This window comes from Chitinophaga filiformis (assembly GCF_021646545.1).
Classification (GTDB): Bacteria; Bacteroidota; Bacteroidia; order Chitinophagales; family Chitinophagaceae; genus Chitinophaga; species Chitinophaga filiformis_A.
The window spans coordinates 530,290-553,225 of record NZ_JAKIRP010000004.1; the positions used below are offsets into that span (position 1 = coordinate 530,290).

The 22,936-nt window shown below is 45.4% G+C and carries 15 protein-coding genes; 6 read left to right on the top strand and 9 right to left on the bottom strand.

Annotated features, from left to right (window positions below):
* Positions 1 to 19: 19 nt before the first annotated feature.
* A complete protein-coding gene (locus L3C95_RS14440; protein ID WP_236388656.1) occupies positions 20 to 3,337 on the bottom strand; it encodes a hypothetical protein in 3,318 nt (1,105 codons plus the stop codon).
* A 5-nt stretch (positions 3,338 to 3,342) separates the two neighbouring features.
* On the bottom strand, positions 3,343 to 6,744 hold the full coding sequence (locus L3C95_RS14445; protein WP_236388658.1) for a DUF6603 domain-containing protein: 3,402 nt from the start codon (positions 6,742 to 6,744) through the stop codon (positions 3,343 to 3,345).
* A 923-nt stretch (positions 6,745 to 7,667) separates the two neighbouring features.
* Here L3C95_RS14445 and L3C95_RS14450 point away from each other — a divergent pair.
* Positions 7,668 to 8,111: a nuclear transport factor 2 family protein gene (locus L3C95_RS14450; RefSeq protein ID WP_236388660.1), complete on the top strand. Its 444-nt coding sequence runs from the start codon at positions 7,668 to 7,670 to the stop codon at positions 8,109 to 8,111.
* 191 nt (positions 8,112 to 8,302) lie between these two features.
* On the top strand, positions 8,303 to 8,674 hold the full coding sequence (locus L3C95_RS14455; RefSeq protein WP_236388661.1) for a hypothetical protein: 372 nt from the start codon (positions 8,303 to 8,305) through the stop codon (positions 8,672 to 8,674).
* Between the two features lie 160 nt (positions 8,675 to 8,834).
* Here L3C95_RS14455 and L3C95_RS14460 read toward each other — a convergent pair whose 3' ends face one another.
* A complete protein-coding gene (locus L3C95_RS14460; RefSeq protein ID WP_236388662.1) occupies positions 8,835 to 9,743 on the bottom strand; it encodes a helix-turn-helix domain-containing protein in 909 nt (302 codons plus the stop codon).
* 196 nt (positions 9,744 to 9,939) lie between these two features.
* On the opposite strand from L3C95_RS14460, the gene L3C95_RS14465 reads away from it, so the two are divergent.
* Positions 9,940 to 10,761, top strand: coding sequence for an SDR family NAD(P)-dependent oxidoreductase (locus L3C95_RS14465; protein WP_236388663.1), 822 nt, complete (start codon positions 9,940 to 9,942; stop codon positions 10,759 to 10,761).
* Positions 10,762 to 10,851: 90 nt separating this feature from the next.
* Here the strand turns inward: L3C95_RS14465 and L3C95_RS14470 are convergent, their stop codons facing one another.
* The 3 genes from L3C95_RS14470 to L3C95_RS14480 form a co-directional block, all read right to left on the bottom strand.
* Positions 10,852 to 12,681 carry a T9SS type A sorting domain-containing protein gene (locus tag L3C95_RS14470; RefSeq protein ID WP_236388664.1) on the bottom strand — a complete coding sequence of 610 codons (1,830 nt, stop codon included), beginning with the start codon at positions 12,679 to 12,681 and terminating at the stop codon, positions 10,852 to 10,854.
* Positions 12,682 to 13,102: 421 nt separating this feature from the next.
* The gene (locus L3C95_RS14475) at positions 13,103 to 14,656 is read right to left on the bottom strand and encodes a vanadium-dependent haloperoxidase (protein WP_236388665.1); all 1,554 of its coding nucleotides are present in this window, start codon (positions 14,654 to 14,656) and stop codon (positions 13,103 to 13,105) included.
* Position 14,657: 1 nt separating this feature from the next.
* Positions 14,658 to 15,617 (bottom strand): transporter, encoded by a 960-nt coding sequence (locus L3C95_RS14480; protein ID WP_236388666.1) that lies wholly within the window; start codon positions 15,615 to 15,617, stop codon positions 14,658 to 14,660.
* Between the two features lie 459 nt (positions 15,618 to 16,076).
* On the opposite strand from L3C95_RS14480, the gene L3C95_RS34950 reads away from it, so the two are divergent.
* The gene (locus L3C95_RS34950) at positions 16,077 to 16,211 is read left to right on the top strand and encodes a hypothetical protein (RefSeq protein ID WP_262915866.1); all 135 of its coding nucleotides are present in this window, start codon (positions 16,077 to 16,079) and stop codon (positions 16,209 to 16,211) included.
* Between the two features lie 52 nt (positions 16,212 to 16,263).
* Here L3C95_RS34950 and L3C95_RS14485 read toward each other — a convergent pair whose 3' ends face one another.
* Positions 16,264 to 16,974: a hypothetical protein gene (locus tag L3C95_RS14485; protein WP_236388667.1), complete on the bottom strand. Its 711-nt coding sequence runs from the start codon at positions 16,972 to 16,974 to the stop codon at positions 16,264 to 16,266.
* Positions 16,975 to 17,077: 103 nt separating this feature from the next.
* Between L3C95_RS14485 and L3C95_RS14490 the strand changes: the two genes are divergently transcribed.
* Positions 17,078 to 17,425 (top strand): winged helix-turn-helix transcriptional regulator, encoded by a 348-nt coding sequence (locus tag L3C95_RS14490; protein ID WP_236388668.1) that lies wholly within the window; start codon positions 17,078 to 17,080, stop codon positions 17,423 to 17,425.
* A 38-nt stretch (positions 17,426 to 17,463) separates the two neighbouring features.
* On the opposite strand, the gene L3C95_RS14495 is transcribed toward L3C95_RS14490, so the two are convergent.
* Positions 17,464 to 18,294 (bottom strand): hypothetical protein, encoded by an 831-nt coding sequence (locus L3C95_RS14495; protein ID WP_236388669.1) that lies wholly within the window; start codon positions 18,292 to 18,294, stop codon positions 17,464 to 17,466.
* 227 nt (positions 18,295 to 18,521) lie between these two features.
* On the opposite strand from L3C95_RS14495, the gene L3C95_RS14500 reads away from it, so the two are divergent.
* Positions 18,522 to 19,622 (top strand): class I SAM-dependent methyltransferase, encoded by a 1,101-nt coding sequence (locus L3C95_RS14500; RefSeq protein WP_236388670.1) that lies wholly within the window; start codon positions 18,522 to 18,524, stop codon positions 19,620 to 19,622.
* 115 nt (positions 19,623 to 19,737) lie between these two features.
* On the opposite strand, the gene L3C95_RS14505 is transcribed toward L3C95_RS14500, so the two are convergent.
* Positions 19,738 to 22,872, bottom strand: a complete 3,135-nt coding sequence (locus tag L3C95_RS14505; RefSeq protein WP_236388671.1) for a PQQ-dependent sugar dehydrogenase — start codon at positions 22,870 to 22,872, stop codon at positions 19,738 to 19,740.
* Positions 22,873 to 22,936: the final 64 nt, after the last annotated feature.

Sequence of the window (22,936 nt, forward strand, 5' to 3'; positions counted from 1 at the left end):
ATTACAAGTGAAAATTTTATTAATGAGGTAACATTTCGGCAGCGTGCCTGGCAAACAGTACAGGGTCCTGGAACAGGATAGCCGCGAGGTCTGCGGCATTGCTGTTCCACTTTGGTTGATTCTCCGGTTGCTGGATTTCAACGGCCGTAGAGAAATTAATATGATAGTTTTCCAGTGCTGATTTAGAACTTACCAGGTGTTCCCAGCTCAGGTCATTCCAGGTGGCTGGTTTGACATTTGCCGGGGGCATGGTACTGCCATCATCGCTTTGCCAGTCGTCCAGGCCGAAACGGACCTGGCCGGGCCTTTCTTTGAGGATAAAAAACCACCCTGGATTTTTTCCTGCAGGACTGGTATTCACGTCGGTGATCCTTTCCCCTTTCGCTTCTTCTTCTGTCAGGCTGAACCCCAGCAGTGTAATATCTTCTCCTATCTGTGCTTTGAACAAGGGGAACCTGCTGTTCGTATCGTTTATCTGGCTTGTCAGTTGCCGGGCATGGGTAGCATTTGCAGGATTATACATGGCCTTCTGCGCATAGATCATAGTATTCGGGTACTTGCGCAGCAGCTCACCGCGGATCACCAGCACCAGCGTTGACTCCTGTCCGCGAGGTGTATGATCGCCGAGGGCGCCCTGCCATAGGTCCATTACAGTAATATCGCGTTTCAGTTCCTTATCGATTGCCGGATCATCATCAAGGGGTATAATACTGTCCTGTGTATTCCAGAACTGCCGGAAGTAAGACCCTCGCTGATCTGTGGGATATTCGCGCCATAAGAGTTCTCTTGCCATCTCATGGTTCATTCCTGCCAGGAAAGCTTCTATGAACGACTGGTTAGTGCCTATAACAGAGATTGAGTTGTCCGGCAGTTTATCCACGTTCGGTAAAATATAATTCTGGGAGAGCTCCAGCAGGTATTTATACATCGGCTCCTCAAATTCCGGATATGCCATTACCGGTTTCAGGGATTGTAATGGTACAAATTCGCCATCCTTATTAATACTGATAGTAGATGAGAGTTTCCTGGCCATTGTGCTGGCAGGGTCCAGCTGTGTGAGGATCTTTCCGGCTATTGTCTCTATTCCTGAAAAGACGGGGCTTGTCTTTACGCCCTCTGTGCCGGTAACCATATTACTGAAGCCGTTGATAGATTGTTGCAGGTCCACCACCTGCTGACCAGTGGTTAGAGGACGGATATCATCGTAATTCAGTGGTTCCGTGTTCTTCAGGATAACGTTCTCAAAGCGTTTTGCATTCACGCCTTTATCAAACAGGCTGCTGAACTGGTCAGCGTCCATCGTTACTATAATATCACCGGTTTGGTTCTTCTTCAGAGGGAAAGAAGACGCGGCCAGCTTAGGCAGGATGGATTTGGTAGTATTCTTTTCGGCAAGAGTATAGGACGGGTGATTGTCTATATGGGCTGTCAGTTGTGCCAAAGTCACATTTGTAAACGCTTTCACCGTATCGCGGATGGAGGTCACCAGTATTTCTTTGGCTGTATTAAAAATCTCTCCCTGGTAATAGGCAACAGCAGCTACTGCATATTTCGAAATATCCGTTGCTTCCAGCGAGCCACTGGGGGAAGATTTCAGGAAGGCCGACCGTAGTACTTTACTGTTTGTCTCGTCGAGGTTAAAGTTCTGCAACACTGTTTTACGGTCTATCAGTCCGCTACCTGCAGGAGCTGCAGTTTTAAGGTTCACATCGCTTTTCAATACTTTACTGAGTGTAGTTCCCGGGCGTGTTAATTTCCTGAAAGCAGCAGATTTTACCGCATTAGGAATACGGCTCTCCGTAAAAACCTGTTGTACGGTGCTGTTGTTATTTTCTTTCACCAGGTGCTGGACAGGGGTTGTGATCACTACGGCAATATCATTACCGGCGCTTACAATATGTTTCTTTACGAGCGACTGGTTAACCATACTTGCCAGCCTGGCTTCTTCGATTCTGCGGTTTGCTTCGTTTACTTTATTGATCTGCTGCCAGGCCTGTTTCATAAACTCTTCCTGGTGTTTCTGTACGATAGTTGCTCCCAGGCCCGCGGCTGCCCTGTATCTGAAGTCAAGGTTCAGTTGTTCTATCCAGACATAATTTTCGGGATCACCTATCTGTTCAATATTAGCATGCCAGATACCATAAACCGGCGGCACCAGCATGGGATCATCTCCGAGGCTGGTATTATAATAAGGGTTATTCCCTGCCTGTGCTACTCCATCTGCTTTTAACAGGTCTGCAGATAAGTTCAGGAGATCTTTCAGTTTTCCGATAGTATCCAGGTCGGCACTGTTCACTCCTTCCGGTCCGGCAGGATCAGCTGCAGGCCAGGAGTCGGGCACATGGTTCAAAGGTTTGAGCGCAACTTCAAGATTAATGGTTTGTGTGCCACCCTCTCCTGCCGAGAGATTAAAACCGGGATTGCTTATATCCAGCGGCATATGTGCAATATCCACGACGTCTTCTCCCAATACAATGGGTTTCAGGCCAACGGCGAGCGTTTCAAAATCTCCGGAGCTGCCGGTACGGAAACTCCACTGGTAGTAAACGGGAAAATGAAAAGGCCGTTGGGCAGAGTACGGGCCGGCCTTTTTCCAGGCCGGCTGCTGGGCTAATACATTTGTTGTAGAAATACCCAGTCCCGCCAGTCGTCCGGTTTCAAAAGCCGGGATCACAAACGCGGTATATGCCTTGTTCTTTTGGAGCTTCCTGGAACATAGTAACCTGCTCAGGGCTACATCGGGATCACTATCGATTTCAGCACCCACTTCCGATGCAATATTACCTGTTGTAACCGGGTTGTTTATCTGGACATGTGCAAATGCCCATACGTCCTGTGGCCGGGGAAAACCGTTCTGCACTACCTCTTCACTGACTGCAATATATGGAAGGGCATTTACCGGTGTCTGTAAAGTAAATTCATCTTCACTCAGCACAATGAGGCTGATCCATGGCCTCAGCCTTGTTTGCTCCTGTATCCCGGAAGGAGTATGTTCTTTTGCAGGGGTGTACCTCCATGGAAAGTCCTCCTCATAAAACTCTATAAATGGTAATCCGTTTGCAGCAAAGCTGGTATCTCCGGCGTAGGGCTCAATGCGTACGATAGCCTGTCTGCTGAAGCCAAGTACATCGCCCGGGCCGGTAAGTTTAATGGTTTTCTGAATGTTTTGCTGGCCGGTGGTATTGTCCAGTTTCCGGAACTCCAGTTGCAGTTCTGCGGTGAGTGAGGCACGTTCAATAACGGTGGAATTACCGCCCAAAGTATCTGTCTCTTCAATCTTCGCAGCAATTCCTTTCCGGCACCAGGGAAGAAATCCGTATGTAGCCAAATTGCTCATATATCTTAGTTTAACTGGTATTCGCTTAAATGATAGGCTGGAACAATGCTGACCCCTCCCTGTAATGTGGGCTGCTGATTAAGTGCTGCTGCCAGTGTATCTTCAGCAACGGCACGGCTGCCTCGTGAGAACCCGTTTACAGTAAGAGGCTGCATTGTTGCATTGTCTATAATAATATAATCTTCCTCTGCAACGCTGACAGCATTCTTTTTCAGTTTAGTCTGCCGGTAAAGTGCTGACAAAGGCGATTGTCCGATGGCTCCGCCTTTTGCCATTTTTTTGAAGGATTGCAGGTCCACTTCGAATGTTTGTTCAGAAGGGTTAGCGTCAAAATCAGAAATGCGGATATCGAATTTTGCCGGGCGGTTAAAGGCATAATTAACATGTAGTGCATTGTCTGTTTCCTGTATCCTTATACCACCGGCTTCCTGTGTAAATGAGGCGGCCTTTAATTTATCGGCATCATTCATTTTCCTGAATGCTGATGGCGCAAATACTTCTTTCACCACCTGGATACCCACGTTATTTCCAGCCAGTTTAAAAGACTTTATGTTAACGGACTTAATGTCGCCTGGCGCGGCATTTCCAAACCTGCTGATCTCAAGGTTCAGTGGCATGATGGTCTGAGTTACTTTCAGGAAGCCACTGGGCTGTAATAACACTTCGTTATCCGCAGCGTTCATCTTTCCCAGTGTGATCAGCGCAGGGCGGTCAACCGGAGCTTCTACTGTCCAGTTGGCCGGCAATGAAAACGCTTCTATTATTTTCGGCAATACAGGAATGCTTTCTTCTATCAGTTTTTTAGCTTCTCCCCAGGTAACGTTCAGTCTTACTTTCACTGAGATAAATAAGATGGAGAACGAAGCGGTACCGCGTGCGTGCCATGGCGTTGGACCGGTAAGTGTGAAATCGAGGGCGATAGATAATATGGTGGAGTTCCCCCATTTCACTGCTAACCCTGCTGCTATACGGGCTTCAAAACGGAATGGAGAGAACTGGAACAATACATCGAACAAAAGGAACCCTACGACGCTGAACTTGGAGATTTTGTACCTAAAATCAATACGGGCACCGAATTGCACTGTATTTGACGTTACAGCAAAATAGGCTGTCAATACCAGACGTGGATTGCCTGCCAGGATCGTAAGCGTGATCCTTTTCATAGACGGAACGCGCAATTCCGCAGGTGGTGAGAAAGACGGGTGGAAACCGCCGGCAGACATCAGGAAAGCTTTATTCTGCCCCCAGCTTAAACGCACGGCCATCTGCCCCTCCAAAGTGAAAGTGAGAATGCGGGAGTCATATAACGCCGCATCAAAAGCCAGGTATTTGTTATCAAAATCTATTACACCTGCAAAATTCACCTGCAGTTTTAAAATAGCTTTATCTTCAGAAGGTAATGCGATCTTGAGTACACCAAGTATGGCTAGTCTGACGGGGCTGGGAAACTCCAGTGCAATACCAAAATCAATTTTTACCAGTGTAGGTACGCCCCAGGTAATACGGGCCATCAGGCCTATAAAGAACTGGTCCTTTTGTATGGGGAACAGTGTTTTGATCTGTGGCAGCAATGTTGGCATACTTGCCACAATGTTCTGCGGGAATAATATATTCGATATTGAATTATTGCGCGCTCCCTCCAGCAGGGCAGGTACGTTGATGGTACGGTGAATGCCAAGCATACCACCCAGTCCTCCGAGGAAGAAACCCATGCCCAATGCAATGCCCGGAGAAAACGTAGCACTGATAATGATCAGTAGAGAAAATCCCTTTGAACCATCAGGCAGTTTTGTATTGATAATACCAACAGCTGCAACCTGGATACTATTGTTTATTGAAAGCTCTAAGGCCCCAACGTATTCGCCTTTGTCGGGATCGAATTGCAGAAAGCCGCCACCTTTTACAACCTTTGCATCAATGGATATGCCTACTCCTTTGGGAGGTTTAAAGCCGATATCCATATGGGCGAATCCCATATTTCCGTTCGGTATAAAAGACAGTGTGGCAGAAGCTCCTACATCCTGTACCGCCAGCGTGATCGGCCCCAGGGTACCTTTCAGGTTAGCGCCTATAGCCAGCGGGAAAGCGCCTGCTTTCGGCTTGAAGCCGATAGACAGCCCATTAACACTTACAGGGCCAACCTGTTTGTTGACCGGCAGATTTATTTCCAGTGCACTGCTTCCTTCTATGTAAAATCCTCCTTCGCTCGACCAGCCCAACCTGAGGTCAAAATCCACTTCCAGGTTTAACGGTGGAAGAAGGGACTGGAGAAAGCTGTCTGCACCGTCAGCTTTCAGGACGATCTTGCATTGTTTCAGGGATGCTTCAAAGGAGATCTTGCCGGACGACTTGTTTTCTGTAGCATTCCATTCAAGACGTGATTTTACCTGTACTATCACTTCGCTCAACTGTATGCGCGTACCTCCCGGAATACCCAGCAGGATAAAGGGAGCGCCACCGGATTTCTTACCAGTAATTGTGTATTCTATGTTACCCTGCAGGGATGTGGCGGTTACAGGAGGCGCAATATATATGCGGCCGCCGGGTTGTAAAAGTAATGATGCTGAAAGCGGAATGTCAGCATCCAGCTTAACCTTTGATGTCCAGTCTCCCTGCTTTATTTCCTGCGTTGTCTGCGCTATGGGTAAATTCAACTGAAACTGCAGGCCATTGGGTTGTACATTTTTGTTGATCGTAGCCTCAGCAACGAAAAGTTCCATCGTGGGGTCTGTCGGGGAGGAATTGAATATAACTGGCATTCCCAGTTCCACCAGTATGTTCTCGAGACGTCCGAACAACAGTGTGGCATTGATATCAGAGGTTCCCCATCCATACATATCGCGCATTTGTTTGGCGCTGTTGCCTAACCAGCCACCTATCTTGCCGAAATCAAAATCATATTTATTGTAGGGAACAGCATTGGGATCAGGGGAATTCACATTTTGGGGAATGACCTCGAGTACGCCAAGGAATTGCAGCATCGATACCAGCCCAGGTACCTGTTCAAGATATTGTACGATCAACCGGTACAATACTCTCTTCAATAATTCATCAGCGCTGGGAATCTCATCAAAAATGCCGTCACCGGACGATTTAAGGCTTTTAACGGCTGTCATTACACTTTTAATTGCAGTGACAGCCTCCTTTCCCTTTGCTATTATTTCTTCGATATTTCCTTCATTTACTGCCGCTGTCAGGGAATTTATAATGATCAGCAGATCATCCATGGCATCTGTAATTGTACCCAGTGCCGTGGATATGTTCAGTACCTGTGCTTCACTTATATTGATGCCTATTTCCTGCAGGAAATCACCAGCTCTGTGGGGCTTCAATTCATAAACCAGGGGTTCAAGCATTTGTGAAACGCGTATGGCAAATGCTTCGATAGTTCCGGTTGAATTGCTCATTGCAAAACGGAATTAAGGGATTAGCAAAAAACAAATTTCAAAATGGGATCAAAAGATTGCCTGAACCGCTTTTAAGGTCGCCCCCTAGTTATTCATATTTATCAGCAAACAACAATACAACGACATATATGATTTGGAAATCAGGTACAATAGCGAAAGCAGAATAGGGAAGTTAACAATGTTATTTGGGGTAATTGTTACTTAATCCTGCCGTCAGCAGATCCGGAAGATGAATTTACAGCATTATTGATTTTAAACAAATATTTTTGAACTTATTTTAAAAAAATACGGGATACTACGTATTTATGTTTGTTTTTATATATCGCGGTCCTCTTAAATAAATATCAATTCACTACCTTTTCCTGCTTGATCTCTTTTCTCTGAGTCCATTACAATGATATTTTTTTTCGCCGGATCAATAAGGAAGTGGTTATCGAAGTGTATTTCTGAAGGCGCCGTTAATATGGCTTCTATGCATCACTCGGTACATATGTTTCCTATTTTATAAACGTTGCTATAACTGAACTCATGCGTGATAAACAGGAAAATCATGAGACAGCAGACGATGCTGCTGAATTGCCTGCCTTCCTGGTGTCTTAACAGTCATAGCCGGCGGATTTTATTCGTTTAAGTGCTTCCATTTTCCTACCTTACAAGAGCAGCGGTTTTTAACGGCCGGGAAGCGCAAGTCGGACCGTGTTGTCTTATGATAACGCAAGTGTAATTCCAAAAGACTGGTTGTGTGGACCTATTGTTTTTCTTTATACCAATTGACAATTTGCTATTTGCCATGCGATCTCAACATACTTGAGAAAAGAACGAAGTAGTTAACAACAAAATTTACCTGCAGCTTATAAAATATGCTTTGTAAACATGTGAACGGAACAGCAGCAGCAGATTAGTCCGTTTCAAAACAAACTTATATGAAAACAGGACTTTTGACATTTCTTCTACTATTTCCAATTCTACTTATGGCGCAATCAAATAACAAAGTAACAGAAGATTTTCTCCAGTCTTTTGCTGATGCATTTAATGCTCATGATGTGAAGACGATAATGTCACACATGGTTGATGACTGTGTGTTTGAGGCTTCGGCGGGACCAAATTTTGATGGAGAAAAATTTACGGGGCAGGAACAGGTTAAGAAAGCATTCGAAAACGTATTTGCAACATTCCCAGATGCTCATTGGGCCAATGCCAAACACTTCATTTCAGGGAACAGAGGCTTCTCCGAGTGGATTTTTACAGGAACCAAATCAGATGGCACCAAGGTTGAGGTTATGGGATGCGATCTATTTACTTTTAAGGATGGCAAAATAGCTATTAAGAATTCCTATAGAAAGAATCGGGCAAATAGAAGCTTATAAAGGAGATAAGACCCGCCTCCGGCAGGTAATAGCTTCAGTATTGGAATAGTACTCAAAGAGAACATCAGACTCACCAACATGAATAAACTACTGATCTTCGATTGGTTTAAGTAAATCCGTCTGCTGAAAGATCATTTAGCGTTGGTCGACTTTACAAAAGTGATCAGCAGACCAAAATTAATGTAACACTCATGATTGAAGTAATTCGAAATAGGATAAAAAAGATAGTAAGCGAGTGGAACATTGACTTACAACGTTTGGCTGATAATAAAGAAATTATAGCTATAAATTTCGGAGCCCAAAAGGTATATAATGGATTTGAGCTTTATCTTTCCGGACACACCTGGTATGATGGCTACGACTTATGGTTATTGGACGCAGATTGGTCCCCCAATAACAATTATATTTCATTAGGCATAGAATCATTGAAGTTTGATAGACTTAAAATTCTGGAAGAATATGAGAACATTTTAAAAAACGAAATCAGTAACTCAAAAGACTTGTATCAAAATTTTATTGTAGTCGTTGGGCTCGTGGACAGTGATTTTAAACAACTAAAGTAAAAAACCGGAGTACATAGGCCCTGCCAGTGCACTGAACAAGACACTAGCAATATCTTCATCAATCCGTGACTGAAAAAGTAAATTAGTTGGACTACGCATTCTGCTTATAGCGTTTTGACGCCGCAAATGTTTACCAGGAAAAACTTTACCGCCAGCAATATCAGGCACTGCCCTGCTCCTTATACTGCACAGGCGTTATCCCTGTCACTTTCTTGAAAAGGCGGGTAAAATAAGAAGGATTTTCAAACCCCAACTCATAGGCAACACCTGCAATGCTCTCATCTGAACTTAGTAATCTGTTTTTCGCTTCTTTAATCAGGTGGATATGAATATGATCGAGGGCTGTCTTACCGGTTTCCTGTTTAAGCAGGTCGGTCAGATAACGGCTGGAAAGAAAAAGCTCTCCCGCCATGTAATTAACGGTCGGTAATCCTTGCTGGCGGGATGCACCGGTCTCGAAATAATGCTGCAGCACCTGTTCAAACTTCTTTATTGTTTTTCCTGATACGTGCTTGCTCCTGTCAACGAACTGCCTGTTATAAAAGCGATCTGAATACTTGAGGATGGAATCTATATGGGAAAGAATGATGTCCCGGCTGAATTCATCTGTACTGTTCTCGTATTCGGCGCGAATACTGTCGTAGAGATCCCACATGATCTGCTCTTCAGCAGGCGACAAGTGAAGCGCTTCATTGATTTCATATTCGAAGTAACCGTAGTTCTTAATACCCTCATGCAACGGGTGACCAGACAAATAATCTTCATGAACGAAAATCACAAATCCTTTCTCTGCAAATTGCACATTACTCACCTCAATGATCTGCCGGGGTTTCATAAAAACCATGGACCCATTATTGTGATCATACCTGGTTTTGCCGTATAGTACATACCCTGACTTAATCTTCTTCAGGGCGATCATATAAAAATCGCCGGTGAATCTTGACTCGCCAAGTGAATAACTCATAAGTTCCTTGCAGGTCATCAGGCTGAGTAAAGGATGTTGTGGCTGCGGATAGCCGCTTTTCTCATGCAACTCTGCTATGCTCCTGTAATGACTGATCTTGTCCATCTACGTTAATTGGTTTACAGTTTTCCTTCTTCGTTTACAATGCTCCGTTCCGCCTATTTCATTGTTACAGCGACCTGAAAGTCGGATAAAAATCACTTTTCGTAATTCTGTGCTATTCTTCAGCTCAAATGGGTTATTTGCCCGCCTCAATTGCTGGTAGCTTTGTCATATCAAAGTTAACAATAAACATAAGAAAATGGCAAAGACAATATTCATTACAGGAGCATCTAAAGGATTTGGTAAACTCTGGGCAGAAGCGCTGCTGCAACGTGGCGACAATGTAGCGGCGACATCTCGTGACATTAATGGACTGAAAGACCTTGCTGACCGTTATGGCGACCGTTTTCTGCCGATCCGCCTCGATATTACCGACAGGAATGACGCTATCAGGGCCATCAATCAGACAAAAGAACGATTTGGCAAATTGGATGTAGTGATCAATAATGCCGGCTATGGCGTGTTTGGTGCGATTGAAGAGGTGAAGGAACAGGACGTGAAGGACGTATTTGAGGCAAATGTGTATGGAACGCTATGGGTAACGCAGGCCGCACTGCCTGTATTACGTGAACAGGGCCATGGGCATATCATCCAGCTGTCAAGTGTCTTAGGCATATGGTCCCTACCAACACTGGGTATCTATAACGCTACAAAGTTCGCTGTGGAAGGTCTCAGTGAAGCACTGGCAAGTGAAGTGAGTAGCCTGGGCATCCATGTCACACTCGTAGAACCCAATGGATATATGACAGAATTTGGCGGCAAATCTGCCGTGCTCAGTGAAACCATTGAAGCCTATGATGCTGCAAGGACAGAACTTTTCCAAACGGAAGGGATGTTACCTGGCGATTATGGCAAGCCGGAAGCAACCGTACCTGCTATCCTGAAGCTGATAGACAGTCAAAATCCTCCGTTGAGATTGTTCCTCGGTAACCTCGGCTACCGGAAAACCCAGCGTGTCTACGCCGACAAGCTTCAGACCTGGAAAGAATGGGACGAAGTAGCTGTTGCAGCACACGGCTGATGATGGCCCGTAAATACGGGACAGGCTCATAATTAAGCTAAATGTAAAGAGGGTGCCTTTGACACCCTCTTTGACGTAAACAGGTCGTTCTTACCTTTTTATAATCTTAAAGACTTCGTTCTTACTATTATCGCCCACCTGTATGAAATACAAGCCTGACGGGAGACCGTCGAGTGACAACGTTTTCCTGCTGTTGTCATTGATTTCAATAGTTTTTAGCAAGTTCATACCAGCACCAAACACTTTCACCTGGACTTTCGAGGTGATAGGTTTTCCGTATTCGACAAAGACATAGTTACTGGCTGGGTTAGGATAAACGCTCACAGTTTCCGGTTTAGTTACCGGCGCCATTTTGTTCAATGTCAAAGTTTGCGCGGCTAAGCGTTGTTCTATCACGCCACTATTGAGCGCATCGTATGCATTGACCTTGAACTGGCCGCAGAGCAGTTTCGGATATACTTTCTCGAACAGGATATATTTCTCTGCATAAGGTTTGAAAGAAAGAGCTATCCGCGATACCGTGAGTTGTTTGGGACTGAAGTTCATAGCGCTTACCGGCGGCTGGTGTAACTTGATACACTGTTGGCTGGTGGAGCTAAGATCGCGCAGAAGCACGTTGCTAAATGTACTGGTGTTGCTGCTCGTGGTGTTGATGATGTAATTGGCGTTGGCCAGTATCGCGAACTTGTCTTTTCCGGCGGCTTTTATTTCCAGGCCATACCTTTCGGTGTAAGGCGCCGTCTGAGGGAAGGTGCTGAACTCCACGAGCCCAAGGGTACCAGGCACGTAGCGCATTTGCAGGTAGAACGCTTCTTTGCTCACGGCGGTATAGTAGCTGGTGGTAAAGCCGGTGAGGAAAAGGTGGTAGTTTTCGTTGCCCAGGTTGCGGATAACGAGGTCGTTGGATTCTTCAGTACCGGCATCGCCGACATGGAAAGCGCCTATGATAGCACCGTTTTCTCTTACATCCATTATCAGCACCTGTCTGTTAGGTGCGCCGGTGGCGGCTGTAACATCGGTGAAACCGGAGATGAAGAAAGCATCGTTGCCGGCAATGTTGGTACGTTTCACAATCTTGGTACCGGCCGATTCAGTGGTGGCGCCGAGATAAGCGAAACCAGTAACGGGGACACCGGTTGGCTGGAGACGGAGGAAGAGTACCTGGCGTGGGCCGCTAAAGCCGCTGGTACACAGCTCTACATAACCAGTCAGGATGATGTTGTTGTCGGTCGCCTCTGTCAGCGCCAGGGCGTTTGCGTTACAGGTGAAGCTGGTGGTGTAGTGGTAGTTCCATACGATGGCGCCTGCGTTGGTGAGGCGGGTTACCAGTACGTTGATCTGCTGACCTGCTGGCGCGGGGCTGTAGCGGCCTGCAATGATCACGTCGCCGTTAACAGCTTCAATAAGATCATTGTATTCAATGAGCGTATTGGCGTTAACAGTGCTAACAGCGGAAAAGTGTAGCTTCTGTACCCAGACAGGGTTCAGCTGCTGATCCAGTCGAATGAGTACTGGTGTGGAGTACACAGGGATACCATTGATGAGGTTAGTGGACTGGATCACGTAGCCTAAGAGATAGTAACCTTTACCACTTTTCATACGGAGGATCTTCTTTGGCAGCAGGGAAGGCAACAGCTTGCCGGGTTGCGGTACCACGTGCTCGGAGATGAAGTTGCCGTTGGCATCAAACTGATCGAGCGATAAAGAACTTTTCGTGGAATCCTGGTACACGTTGGCGCTCCATAACAGGAAGGCCTGTGGGGCTGTAGATACCAATGGCGTGTCTACGACGAAACTTGCTGCTTTGTAGTGAAATTGCAATGCGAAGTTGTTGTAGTACAGCTGATCCGCATTTTGCGCCTGGGTAGTGCTCAAACCAATAAGCCAGGCAAAAATAACCAGGTAGAAATGTTTGTTCATCTAGGGGTGTTTTAAGTTAACAAAAGGGTTATCGTAAAAAAGGTGACAGATTATCAGCGAAAAGATAAGCAGACAGGGCTGTAACTGACATGCAGTCGCACGTGGATAATGATGTCTGAGCAGATATCCAACAAAGGCAAAAACGCTCCAGGTCAATGACCTGGAGCGTTTTTGCCTTGAGAGGGAGATAAAAAATCCTTTACTTACAATCCCGGCGCAGTTATTCCCCTTCATTTAGTGGGTCGGGCTGCTATCACTTAGCGCCACATGAATGTGTTGGCTGGTTATCATGGTAAGTTTTACTGACATTGCTTTTCGGGTCTTTATCGCTTTTCATCTCCCTGTGCTTAAAATGTTACAATCTGAATTAGTCAATAACGTTAGGTAACGACTAATACTTTGTAAATGAAGTTAACATATTTTATTCTGCACCATCCGTCTTTGCTCTTTGTATTGCATAGTCGCCCACACGCTTCCCTACAACCAGCCCTACTGCACAGTCACTTTTGCGATAGTGAATCCCGGCCAAAAACCTGGACCTGGAAGCTTCCTCAGCCATCGCATCATATGCGGCTGCTCTTTCCGGAATAAGATATCCCAGTATCCTTGAAGCCGCACCACTAAAGGTTGAATGCCCGGATATATAGGACGGAAAATTCGGAACGCCTGTAAGTGACTTTATATTTGGATTCATCTGGCATGGACGGGGATTGAAATAGTAATACTTGGTATCCCAGCAAACGATAGCCGCGTCCATTTCAGCCATAGCAAGAAGCGCCATATTGCGCGCCCAGCGCACCTCACTAAAGTTTTTCCTAATAAAGTCTTCAGCAGCAATCGACATCCAGTGGCCGGGCGGCGTGTAAGTGCCTGCGCCGTCAGCCCAGAAATGTATAATACGAATGTCTTCACGGCTTGCGTTGGACGTCTGGTTGTACACTTCTTCAACCTCTGCTTTCATCTCAGCGCTTGAAGTTGAAGGTGGCGGGCCAGGACGTAATGCGATAACTGTCAGCGAATCGAAAAGGAAGGGCTTTACTTTTCCGAACAACGGCAGCATAGGAGGACGTTTGGGCGTCTCAAGGCTATTCCAGGGAGTCTCTCCCTTTGCCATACAATCATCCTCCAGTTGCTTCCATAATGCAGCATTGCCGCCAGCTGCGCCGGCCCTGTCACCTCTTGCCCTTGCCACAAATTTTTGCGCTACTGCTTTACCTAAAGCATCTCCCGCTTCTATATCGCTGCGAACGTTGGCGCCGGCAATAATACGCGCCCTTTTTTGTTCTTCAGCTTTTTTTTGAATATAATCCTGATCGCCTGGAAACAGCAGTTTCAACATTTCTGCTGCTACACCTGCTAACACCGCATCTTCTGAAGGGTAAGAAGGGAGATCAGATCTTGGAATAAGTACATTCAAAGTACTGTCCACTTCGTAAGGTGCGGCACGATTGTACAAAGTTTTGTAGTACCAGGCTGCAATAAGTGCATCATACTGCGCAGCTGATACATAAGCATACGCTCTTGCTGCATAGGGAGGATTGGCAAATGGGAACTGAGGGTATGCCAAAGGATTACTGGCACTCGGCACCGGATAAGTTCCGTCCTCATTTTGATAAGGCGGTAAGTTATGTTTGGCGACCAGTTCGCGCATTATCTCATTCCACCGTAGTACAGCGCCGGCACTCCAGTATTTTACTATTCTTTTTTCTTCATTGGTCAGGTTTGCCTGCCAGGACTTTATTTCATTGATCTGTGCAATATAGTCAGGGGACGTAGTAGCTCCCGGAGCAGCCACCGAAAATTCCGATGGCGATGTAAGCAGTACCGGCTTCCATGTTCCGGCATTCACGTCGATGCTGGAAGGAGAAAGAGCAGGAATATTATCTGTTCTCCCTTCGATATCCTTGTTGCAGGCAATGATGGTTATTGTTGCTGTTACCAAAACGATGACAGGGTAAAAAATTATCTTCTTCATATCAGTTAGCGTTTGAAGTTGGGTCAGTAACCTTGGATTTCCGTGAAAAGTCCAGAATGTAAAAAACGGAGCCATAAACAGTTGTTGCCTGTCCCATATTTCTACCGGCAACGGTAGTGCTGCCACCTGCCACTATTGATAATTGCGGCAAAGGTGGAAGGACATATTTAAAATTTGAACCGACCGTAGTTGCGTTCATTTTGTTGCTGGGAAAAGGCATATTATTCCGGGTAATATCAAAACCTCCCAGTGTATTCCAGATATTTACTACGGCTTCCGCTATCCACCGTTTATTTCTAAAGCCTGCGCGAAAATTATAATTGGCGGCATCCGGCATTTTTACCTCATGGGTATTGTGCATTTCGGTAGTATAATAGGACTCCCGGTCAATTTTAATATTATCCCTTAGCAGGTAGGTGGCAGAAGCAGTGGCAAAAAAGTCCCTCCACTTGTAATCCACCATTAGTCGTCCTAAAGCTGTTTTGCTATGCAAGCCAATCGAGAGCGGCAGGTAATCTGGCGTATAATCGCTCAAAGGAAGAGACACGCCGGCAATACCCAGCACAGATAATTTTCCGTTGCCCAATTTTGTTTGAAATGGCCGCCATTTCAGAAAAAGGCTAAGATCCTGTATCCCATCCAGGCCTTGCAATGTCCCTGCAGATGCATTTGTTTTTACATAGGGTACATTAAAAAGTACAGCTAACTTCTTTGAGATCCCATAGTTCCCCATTACAGCAAGCATCTTTGTGGATACGGTCCCCAGATTTTGATTGTCCCTTTTCCGTGTTCCTTCCCAATAATTTTTCCACCTGCTGTAGCTATACATAGGTCCTACACAAAATTCATTCTTTGCCATCATCAGCGCGTCGATATCGGTTTGTGCAGACGACGAATGAGGTAATAGCGTGGCAAGCAATAACATTGCTGCCACCACCGTTTGGGCGGTTAATTTTTTCATTGTTCAAGATTTTGGTCATAAATCCCATAGGTAAGTCAATCCATAACGTACACTATCGTTCTACAAAATATAAGAAACTGGTTGAAAGACATTAAACTTGCCCCGGTACGGAGCAGCATGACGATTCATCGTAAACTGTTTTAAATAAATTAATAAAAGTATAAGGAAATCTTATAAGTTAATACTTATAACAATGTGTTCACTGAATGGTATATGCCTCGAACTTTTACCACATAAAAATAACTTTATTTTGGAATAGTAGTATGCTGTTCTGCTAAATTTTCAGGGCTTCAGATTTAAGCGCCCGGGAGCGTTTCTTTTTAAAACGCTCACATATCACACTCATTATCAACAAACAACCCAGGGATAACTGATAGCCTCCATTCACTTCGCGGTCAAATATGTCCACTTCAGTTAAAGCGGCTTCTCTTTCGATCTTCTCCGCTGTAATTTGCGGCTATGGAAAACATTAAACAATACGGAAAAAGCGCCATCGTAATCTTATTGCTGCTTGCACTCTTCGCGGCGGTATTATTTGAATTTACAGCTGCAGGTCGAAAAGCTGCTCCTACCTGCATAGTAGGAGCGCCGTGAGATGAGTGCCGGAGATTTTACTGATCGACAGATCAAAGAGGCGCCTTCCGGCTCAACTTGTCTTATGCCGTTCTTTGATATGCGATAAATCTTCCTCATTCAAACCCAACTGCTGCAAGACACTCCGACATTCAGCAGCCCGCTTCTCATCCCCAATTGCCTCCGCCAACTCCATACGCATTAACAGCACTTCGGCTACTTCAAGCGGAGATGCTCCATCCCGGTGTTTCAATGCCACATCAAGGGTTTGGGCAGCCATAACATCATCGTTTTTATAATCCCGGAAACGCCTGGCAACTGCCCAAGCCTTCATCATTCTACTCTGATCCTGGTCATCGGCTTCTTCCCATACCTCCTGATCCTGCTCGCTGTTGCTTACAAAAATCACTGAATTACCAGAGACATCCGTTAGCGTAAAACGCGTTGCACCAGGCTTCATCCTCGATATTCTTGGAATACCTGTATGAGGTACTTTACCGGTATGCTGCCTGAAGCGATCAGCGAATTCCTTGTACACCGCAGCTGCATCCTTCACAATTACCAGACATCCGGTATAAGAATTAGTATGCTTATCCATCCCCTTGATATAACCAAAATGCAAGGCGTATCCTCCCCGTTCTACCACACCATATTGATAAGGCCGGGTCTGTTTATAGGTAATAGTATATCCTAACATAGCCCAAAAATCAAGTGTTTCCACAATAGATACACTGGGCAATATCGGAATCGTGCGCCATTGTGTAGTAGTACTGTTTTCTGACATATCAAACATTTGCCGCAAGTTAAATTATCGTCCAATAAGCCTGCCTTTACATACTTATTTGTATGTAAAGCAACGTAGTACCTGTAAATTGTATTTTTGTGCTATGACGAACTTCACCTACCAGGGCAGATTATACTATAACCCAATTGAACTCACAATGGCATTCATTGGCGGCACCTGGAAAATGCCAATACTGCTGGCATTGCGCAAAGGACCGGTAAGGTATGGCGACTTAAGAAAGCGCATTCCACATATCAACGACAAGATGCTGTATAGCCAGCTGCGCGACCTGGAGCAGAAAGGTATGATCGAAAGAAAGGTTTACCAAACAAAGCCGCCAAGGGTTGATTACATGCTAACTGATCTTGGCAGGAAATCTATTAAGCTTATTGATAAAATAAACGATTTTGGAGAGTATTTAATTGAGGTAGAAGGTATTGAACTGAAATAGACGTAGGTCGGGAGACAACCAGTTTAACTGCTTTGAAACTAGCGGGTCTTTCTCCCGCTTCGTCCACGATATATTGTAAGTAGCTTATCCAACGCCGCTTTGTCTGTATCAAAGTGATCTATCTGCAAATGTTCTGACCCTCCCGGATGGTCGTACTTCAGGTAGCATCGTGCATGTTCGCCGTACCCCTCAATAACTATCTCCTCATGCTTTATATCTTTCCACTCATAAAACATTGTTGAGACAGTTTGAATACCCTTGTTGCTGATTATAATCTGTGGCGTTTTTTTTATAACGCCTTTATATTCCCTGTATCCCCAATATGCACCACCTACAACAGTGAAGATGGCAACAATGATATACTGGTCTGCTTTTAGCATCAGGAAAATAGCTAATGGCAGGCATATCAGCACTGTTATTGTCTCAAGATATTTTTTCCCCTTTGAATAGTAAATTATTGTTTGTGTCGGAATAGTCAAATCATCATGAAAAACATCTTCCCGCTCAAATTTACTTTGTAATGCCTGCCACTTTTCCTTATGTACTGCCTTGCGGATCTCCGTTTTTTCAAATATGCTGTTGTCCTGCCAGATCAGGTTTTCCATAATTGCTCTTCTTTTCAATTCGTGTACATTACGTACATTCTCAAAGGCCCAGATCCTCCACTTCGTTATCATAAAACTCCAGTAAAGCCAGGCAAACGTAAAGGAAAGTACAAGGCCTACCGGTATTATCCAGACTGGCATCCCACCCCAGCACCCTAAATAAAGGCTTAGGATCACCATCCCGAGCATAATTGTCATCACCGGATAATTTACCATTCGGTGCCCTTTTGATATCGCTTCATCTACTGAAACAGTTTCATGCATAGGTTACTTTTTGATAGGCTATTTTAACATGATAATGACGCATAGCCCTCATTCAGAGATGCAAGTATACGGATTTGCCGGTTACAATGATTTGAAAGATTTGGCCCTTATCTCCGGCACCCCGTCGTCAAAACCTTCCTTGCATAGTTTTTGTGTCTCTTTAAGTTATAGATCAGTCATTTAGAGCCCCAAATCAAACAGTTGAGCTGATAACTAAAAAAACGACCATGCAGCTTTCCGAAATCATAACAGAAAAGATCAGCAGTAAGGGGCCTATCTCCTTCCGGGATTTCATGGAAATGGCATTGTATTACCCCCAGCTGGGATACTACACCTCCGACCGCAATAAAATTGGCGCGAAGGGTGATTATTACACCAGTTCCAACCTGAGTACCGTATTTGGCGCCATGATTGGCCGTCAGCTGGAAGAAATGTGGGATCTGATGGGGCGCGAAGCTTTTACCATAGTTGAATACGGTGCGGGAACAGGTGCGCTTTGTCATGATCTGCTGGAATACCTGAAAACCAACAAACCGCTGTATAATCAGCTCAGATACTGTATCATTGAAAAAAGCCCATTCATGCGGCAACTGGAAAAAGCCCACCTATCCGAAAAGGTGGAATGGTATGATGCTATTGCTGATATTGGTGAGTTTAACGGCTGCGTACTGTCTAACGAACTGCTGGACAATTTCTCAGTGCACGAGGTTGTTATGGCTGATGAGCTAATGGAAGTATTTGTGGACTATGACAACGGCTTCTGTGAAGTATTACTGCCTGCACAACAGTTACTTAAAGACTATCTGCAGCAACTACATATAATCCTGCCAAAAGGATTTCGTACAGAGATCAATTTACAGGCAATAGACTGGCTCAAAGAAATCGCCCGGTCATTGAAGAAAGGTTTCGTGTTAACGATTGATTATGGCTACCCTTCTATAGAGTTATATCGTGAATATAGATGCAGTGGGACGCTCGTATGTTATCACGGCCATCAGATAAATGCGGATCCCTATCACTATATCGGAGAACAAGATATCACAGCTCACGTGAACTTTTCCGCCTTGCATCACTGGGGTTTAAAAAATGGATTGGAATGTTGTGGTTTTACTGAACAAGGTTATTTTCTGCGCGCGCTCGGGCTAATGGATTATTTACGTACAGGCGGTCAGAATGTTGAAAGTGAACATCTCTCTCACCCCGAAAAAGCGATGTCTATTTTTCGTCTGCTGAATGATATCGGAACGAAGTTGAAAGTGCTCATTCAGCAAAAAGGATTGATAGCAGCTGAACTCACTGGTTTTGCAATGGGTAGGATACTTGTATAATTATTAATCATCGGCACCTTAAAACAGAAAACCCGCTCCAAACCGGCAGCGGGTTTTCTGTTCAACTTCAATAGCACGGCCTTCCATGTGATTGAAGAACCTCAAGAAAATGTCCTTATTCCTTAATAATCTTTACACTGCTTACTTTACCATTATGAACCAGTTTCACCAGGTACATACCTGCCGGCAATGAAGCTGCAGATACTGTTTTTGTATATGTTCCCGCTGTAAACCGTCCATTCACAGGCACTAACAATTGCTTACCACTCATGTCATATACGGCCAATGTAGTGTAGCCATTTGATGGCAGATTGAATTTCACCGTAAAGGTCGCTCCGGCAGGATTAGGATATACTGTGAATGCCGACAGATTTGCTGTCTTGCCGGCAGTAAAGCCCGTGGTTGTTTTAATTTTCACCTCCGCATAGCTGTTCCACTCATTTACACTATTGCCATGTCCGAGAATCCGTACATACTTCGCAGTTCTGGCGGCGAAAGTGAAGCTCTCAAAATTGAGTGAAGTACCACTGCTTTGCAATCCGGTAGCCGCATTAGTCCAGTTGGCGCCATCCGGGCTGACCAGCACATCAAACAGCGCACGACGCGTATCTCCTTTGTAAAACGCAATATCTACACCGGTGACACTTGCCGTGTTACCCAGACAGAACTGTATCCACTGCCCATTTCCGCTTGCCGACCACCGGGTATTCAGATCGTTGTCAATTGCATTCGCAGCCACATTTCCATCATCGGTGCTCGCTACAACAGGGACGCAATTTGGATCGCCTATAGAATCAGCAATTACAGCAAGCTGCGGACGATTAGCTCCCGCTTCTTTCGAATTCAGGAGTACGCGCGCATCGTGCGCCTGCTGACTTTTCAGTGCCAGTGTTATTTTTTTCCGTCCTGCTGCCAGCTCTCGCTGTATATAACTGGTCACGTCCCATGTGTAATATCTTGCAGCCTCGTTTGTAAGTATGGCAGACGATAACAGCGTAGTATCGGCTGCCGGCTTATTATTCCAGGTGATCGTTTTTTCAGACCAGGTAGTATTACTTACCGGGTAAGCCCCAACCGGTACATTGGTAACTCCACCGCCAGCATCTACATAACCAAATACTTTTAGTACCACAGATGATACGCGTGCCGTATTGGTCAGATCGAAGGTAAGATAGGACTCACGGCCATTATTCACCTGTCCTGCGGGAGCTACTTTAGTGATAAGGAGTGTGGAATCGCTGACACCAAAAGTAGTGGCTGCATTTGTTCCATCCCTTACATATGCATCCTGTACCGGTGACAGGTTGATAGCGGCAGGCGCTATTTTAAATATTGCCACAAAGGTGGTATCATCATCAGTGATCCTGATGTTCTGTGCCCTGGCGCCTCCATGTGCCCAACGATCGAAAATATAAGTTACTCCGTTAAGCGTTTGTGGAGAAGGAGCATCCATTGCTCTTACCATGCCGGATAAAGTCGCAGAGGAATACGGTGTGGTAAAAGGGATATTATTGAGACGGAGCTGCAGGCCTGCAGGTTCAGTTCTCAACGTTATATTGGACGTTACAGGGAGCATTTCCACATAAGTGGTATCGGCCCCTCCCCTGCTATCTTTTACAGAAAGATAAATACGATACCAGATATCTGTTTCCGTATGACCTTCATCTGAAATAACAAACGTTCCTGCGCTCACACTGTCCCGCAATTGCGGTCCCGGATGTACATGATTCGCATGATGAAAATCAACCCACCAATGAAATACAGTAGCCGGAAGAGTACCGTCTTCAGTGTCAGTACCGGCACCCGCAAAGGAAACGGTATCTCCCGCGCGGAATCTGGCATTGTTTGGAGGCGTGGTAATAGCAGCAACAGGCAAAACGTTAGGTTTAGCAACACTCAGTCTTGCATTACTACTGGTAACACTACCTGCACTGTTAGTCACCACTACGCTGTAAAGACCGGAATCTGCCGGTTGTACATTAGTGATCGAATAACTGGCTGCCGTTGCATTAGTGATATTGCCCCCATTCTTTCGCCACTGATAAGTAGGTGAAGGATTACCGGTAGCTACTACGCTGAAGGTCGCAGTTTGCCCCTGTGGCACCGTAAGGGATTGTGGCTGTGTCGTGATTGCGGGCGCCTGTGTACCGGTATAGATAAGTTTGTAAAGTACACCGTTATCCCTGCTGAGGAAATAAAGATTACCATCAATACCCTGTTTTATATAAACAAGTCCGCCGCCCAAACCGGTTGCAAAAGCAGTCCTTGTGGGAGATGCAGGATTTAAATAGTTGATCCATCCGCCGCAATAGTCCAGGAAAAAATATTTACCATTATAGACAGCAGGATAGTTGCTGATTGCACCATTGAAGAATGTGCCACCATTGATAGCACAACCTTGTCCATCGGGAGGAGTGCCGGCCCTGTTGGTACTATACCTGTAAAGCGGATTGGTTAAACCAGTACAGTTGGACGAACAGGTACCTTCCTGATCCGGCCATCCAAAATGGCGGCCACCAACAGAAGCATCGTTAATCTCTTCCCAGGTGGATTCACCAACATCATTGATAAAGATCTTGCCACTTACCGGATCAACGGCATTTGTAAACGGGTTTCGCAAACCATATGCCCAGACGCGGCTACGGGCCGCGCCGCCACTAAAGGGATTCCCCGTAGGAACAGAGCCATCGGGATTGATACGCAACAATTTTCCCATATAGCTATCCAGGTTCCTGGCATTGTCGCCGACTTTATTATCTCCCACAGAAACATATAGCTTGCCATCGTTGCCAAAAGATAAGCCGCCGCCATTATGATAAATGGCGCTTAATGTAGGAAGATCCAGCAATACTGTTTCAGCGCCGGCTACATCGCCATTCATGGTAAAACGGCTTACACGGTTATGTGGGCCGGATGTATGGGTGTAATACAGATAAATGTAGCGATTGGTGGCAAAGTTGGGATCCACAGCAATCCCAATCAGGCCTCGTTCTCCGCTGGCATTAACAGAAAGTGTGATAGCTGGTGTGGATAATAAACTACCGTTCTTGATAACACGTAACTGGCCAGTTTCCTGGCATACAAGGATGCGGCCGTCAGGAAGAAAAGCCAGTGCAGCAGCGCTGCTGATACCACTTGCAACCTGTACCCGTTGAAAATTGGCAGGTAATGATTGCGCCATGGGCGAGCGTGATAAAAACAATAAGAATAGCGGTAGCAATAAGCTTGCAATAGCGTACTTTTTTTTCATAATAGTTTTTTGAGGGAATAAAATATCAGGTAATTAAGGTATGCTTCTTCTGTTCGCGTATGGG

Excerpts from the sequence above, each read along its gene's own strand:
- L3C95_RS14465 (WP_236388663.1), top strand. The coding sequence starts at position 9,940 with ATGGCAAAGACAATATTCATTACAGGAGCATCTAAAGGATTTGGTAAA.
- L3C95_RS14500 (WP_236388670.1), top strand. The coding sequence starts at position 18,522 with ATGCAGCTTTCCGAAATCATAACAGAAAAGATCAGCAGTAAGGGGCCT.
- L3C95_RS14495 (WP_236388669.1), bottom strand. The coding sequence starts at position 18,294 with ATGCATGAAACTGTTTCAGTAGATGAAGCGATATCAAAAGGGCACCGA.
- L3C95_RS14485 (WP_236388667.1), bottom strand. The coding sequence starts at position 16,974 with ATGTCAGAAAACAGTACTACTACACAATGGCGCACGATTCCGATATTG.
- L3C95_RS14455 (WP_236388661.1), top strand. The coding sequence starts at position 8,303 with ATGATTGAAGTAATTCGAAATAGGATAAAAAAGATAGTAAGCGAGTGG.
- L3C95_RS14445 (WP_236388658.1), bottom strand. The coding sequence starts at position 6,744 with ATGAGCAATTCAACCGGAACTATCGAAGCATTTGCCATACGCGTTTCA.
- L3C95_RS14460 (WP_236388662.1), bottom strand. The coding sequence starts at position 9,743 with ATGGACAAGATCAGTCATTACAGGAGCATAGCAGAGTTGCATGAGAAA.
- L3C95_RS14470 (WP_236388664.1), bottom strand. The coding sequence starts at position 12,681 with ATGAACAAACATTTCTACCTGGTTATTTTTGCCTGGCTTATTGGTTTG.
- L3C95_RS14440 (WP_236388656.1), bottom strand. The coding sequence starts at position 3,337 with ATGAGCAATTTGGCTACATACGGATTTCTTCCCTGGTGCCGGAAAGGA.
- L3C95_RS14490 (WP_236388668.1), top strand. The coding sequence starts at position 17,078 with ATGACGAACTTCACCTACCAGGGCAGATTATACTATAACCCAATTGAA.
- L3C95_RS14450 (WP_236388660.1), top strand. The coding sequence starts at position 7,668 with ATGAAAACAGGACTTTTGACATTTCTTCTACTATTTCCAATTCTACTT.
- L3C95_RS14475 (WP_236388665.1), bottom strand. The coding sequence starts at position 14,656 with ATGAAGAAGATAATTTTTTACCCTGTCATCGTTTTGGTAACAGCAACA.
- L3C95_RS34950 (WP_262915866.1), top strand. The coding sequence starts at position 16,077 with ATGGAAAACATTAAACAATACGGAAAAAGCGCCATCGTAATCTTATTG.
- L3C95_RS14480 (WP_236388666.1), bottom strand. The coding sequence starts at position 15,617 with ATGAAAAAATTAACCGCCCAAACGGTGGTGGCAGCAATGTTATTGCTT.
- L3C95_RS14505 (WP_236388671.1), bottom strand. The coding sequence starts at position 22,872 with ATGAAAAAAAAGTACGCTATTGCAAGCTTATTGCTACCGCTATTCTTA.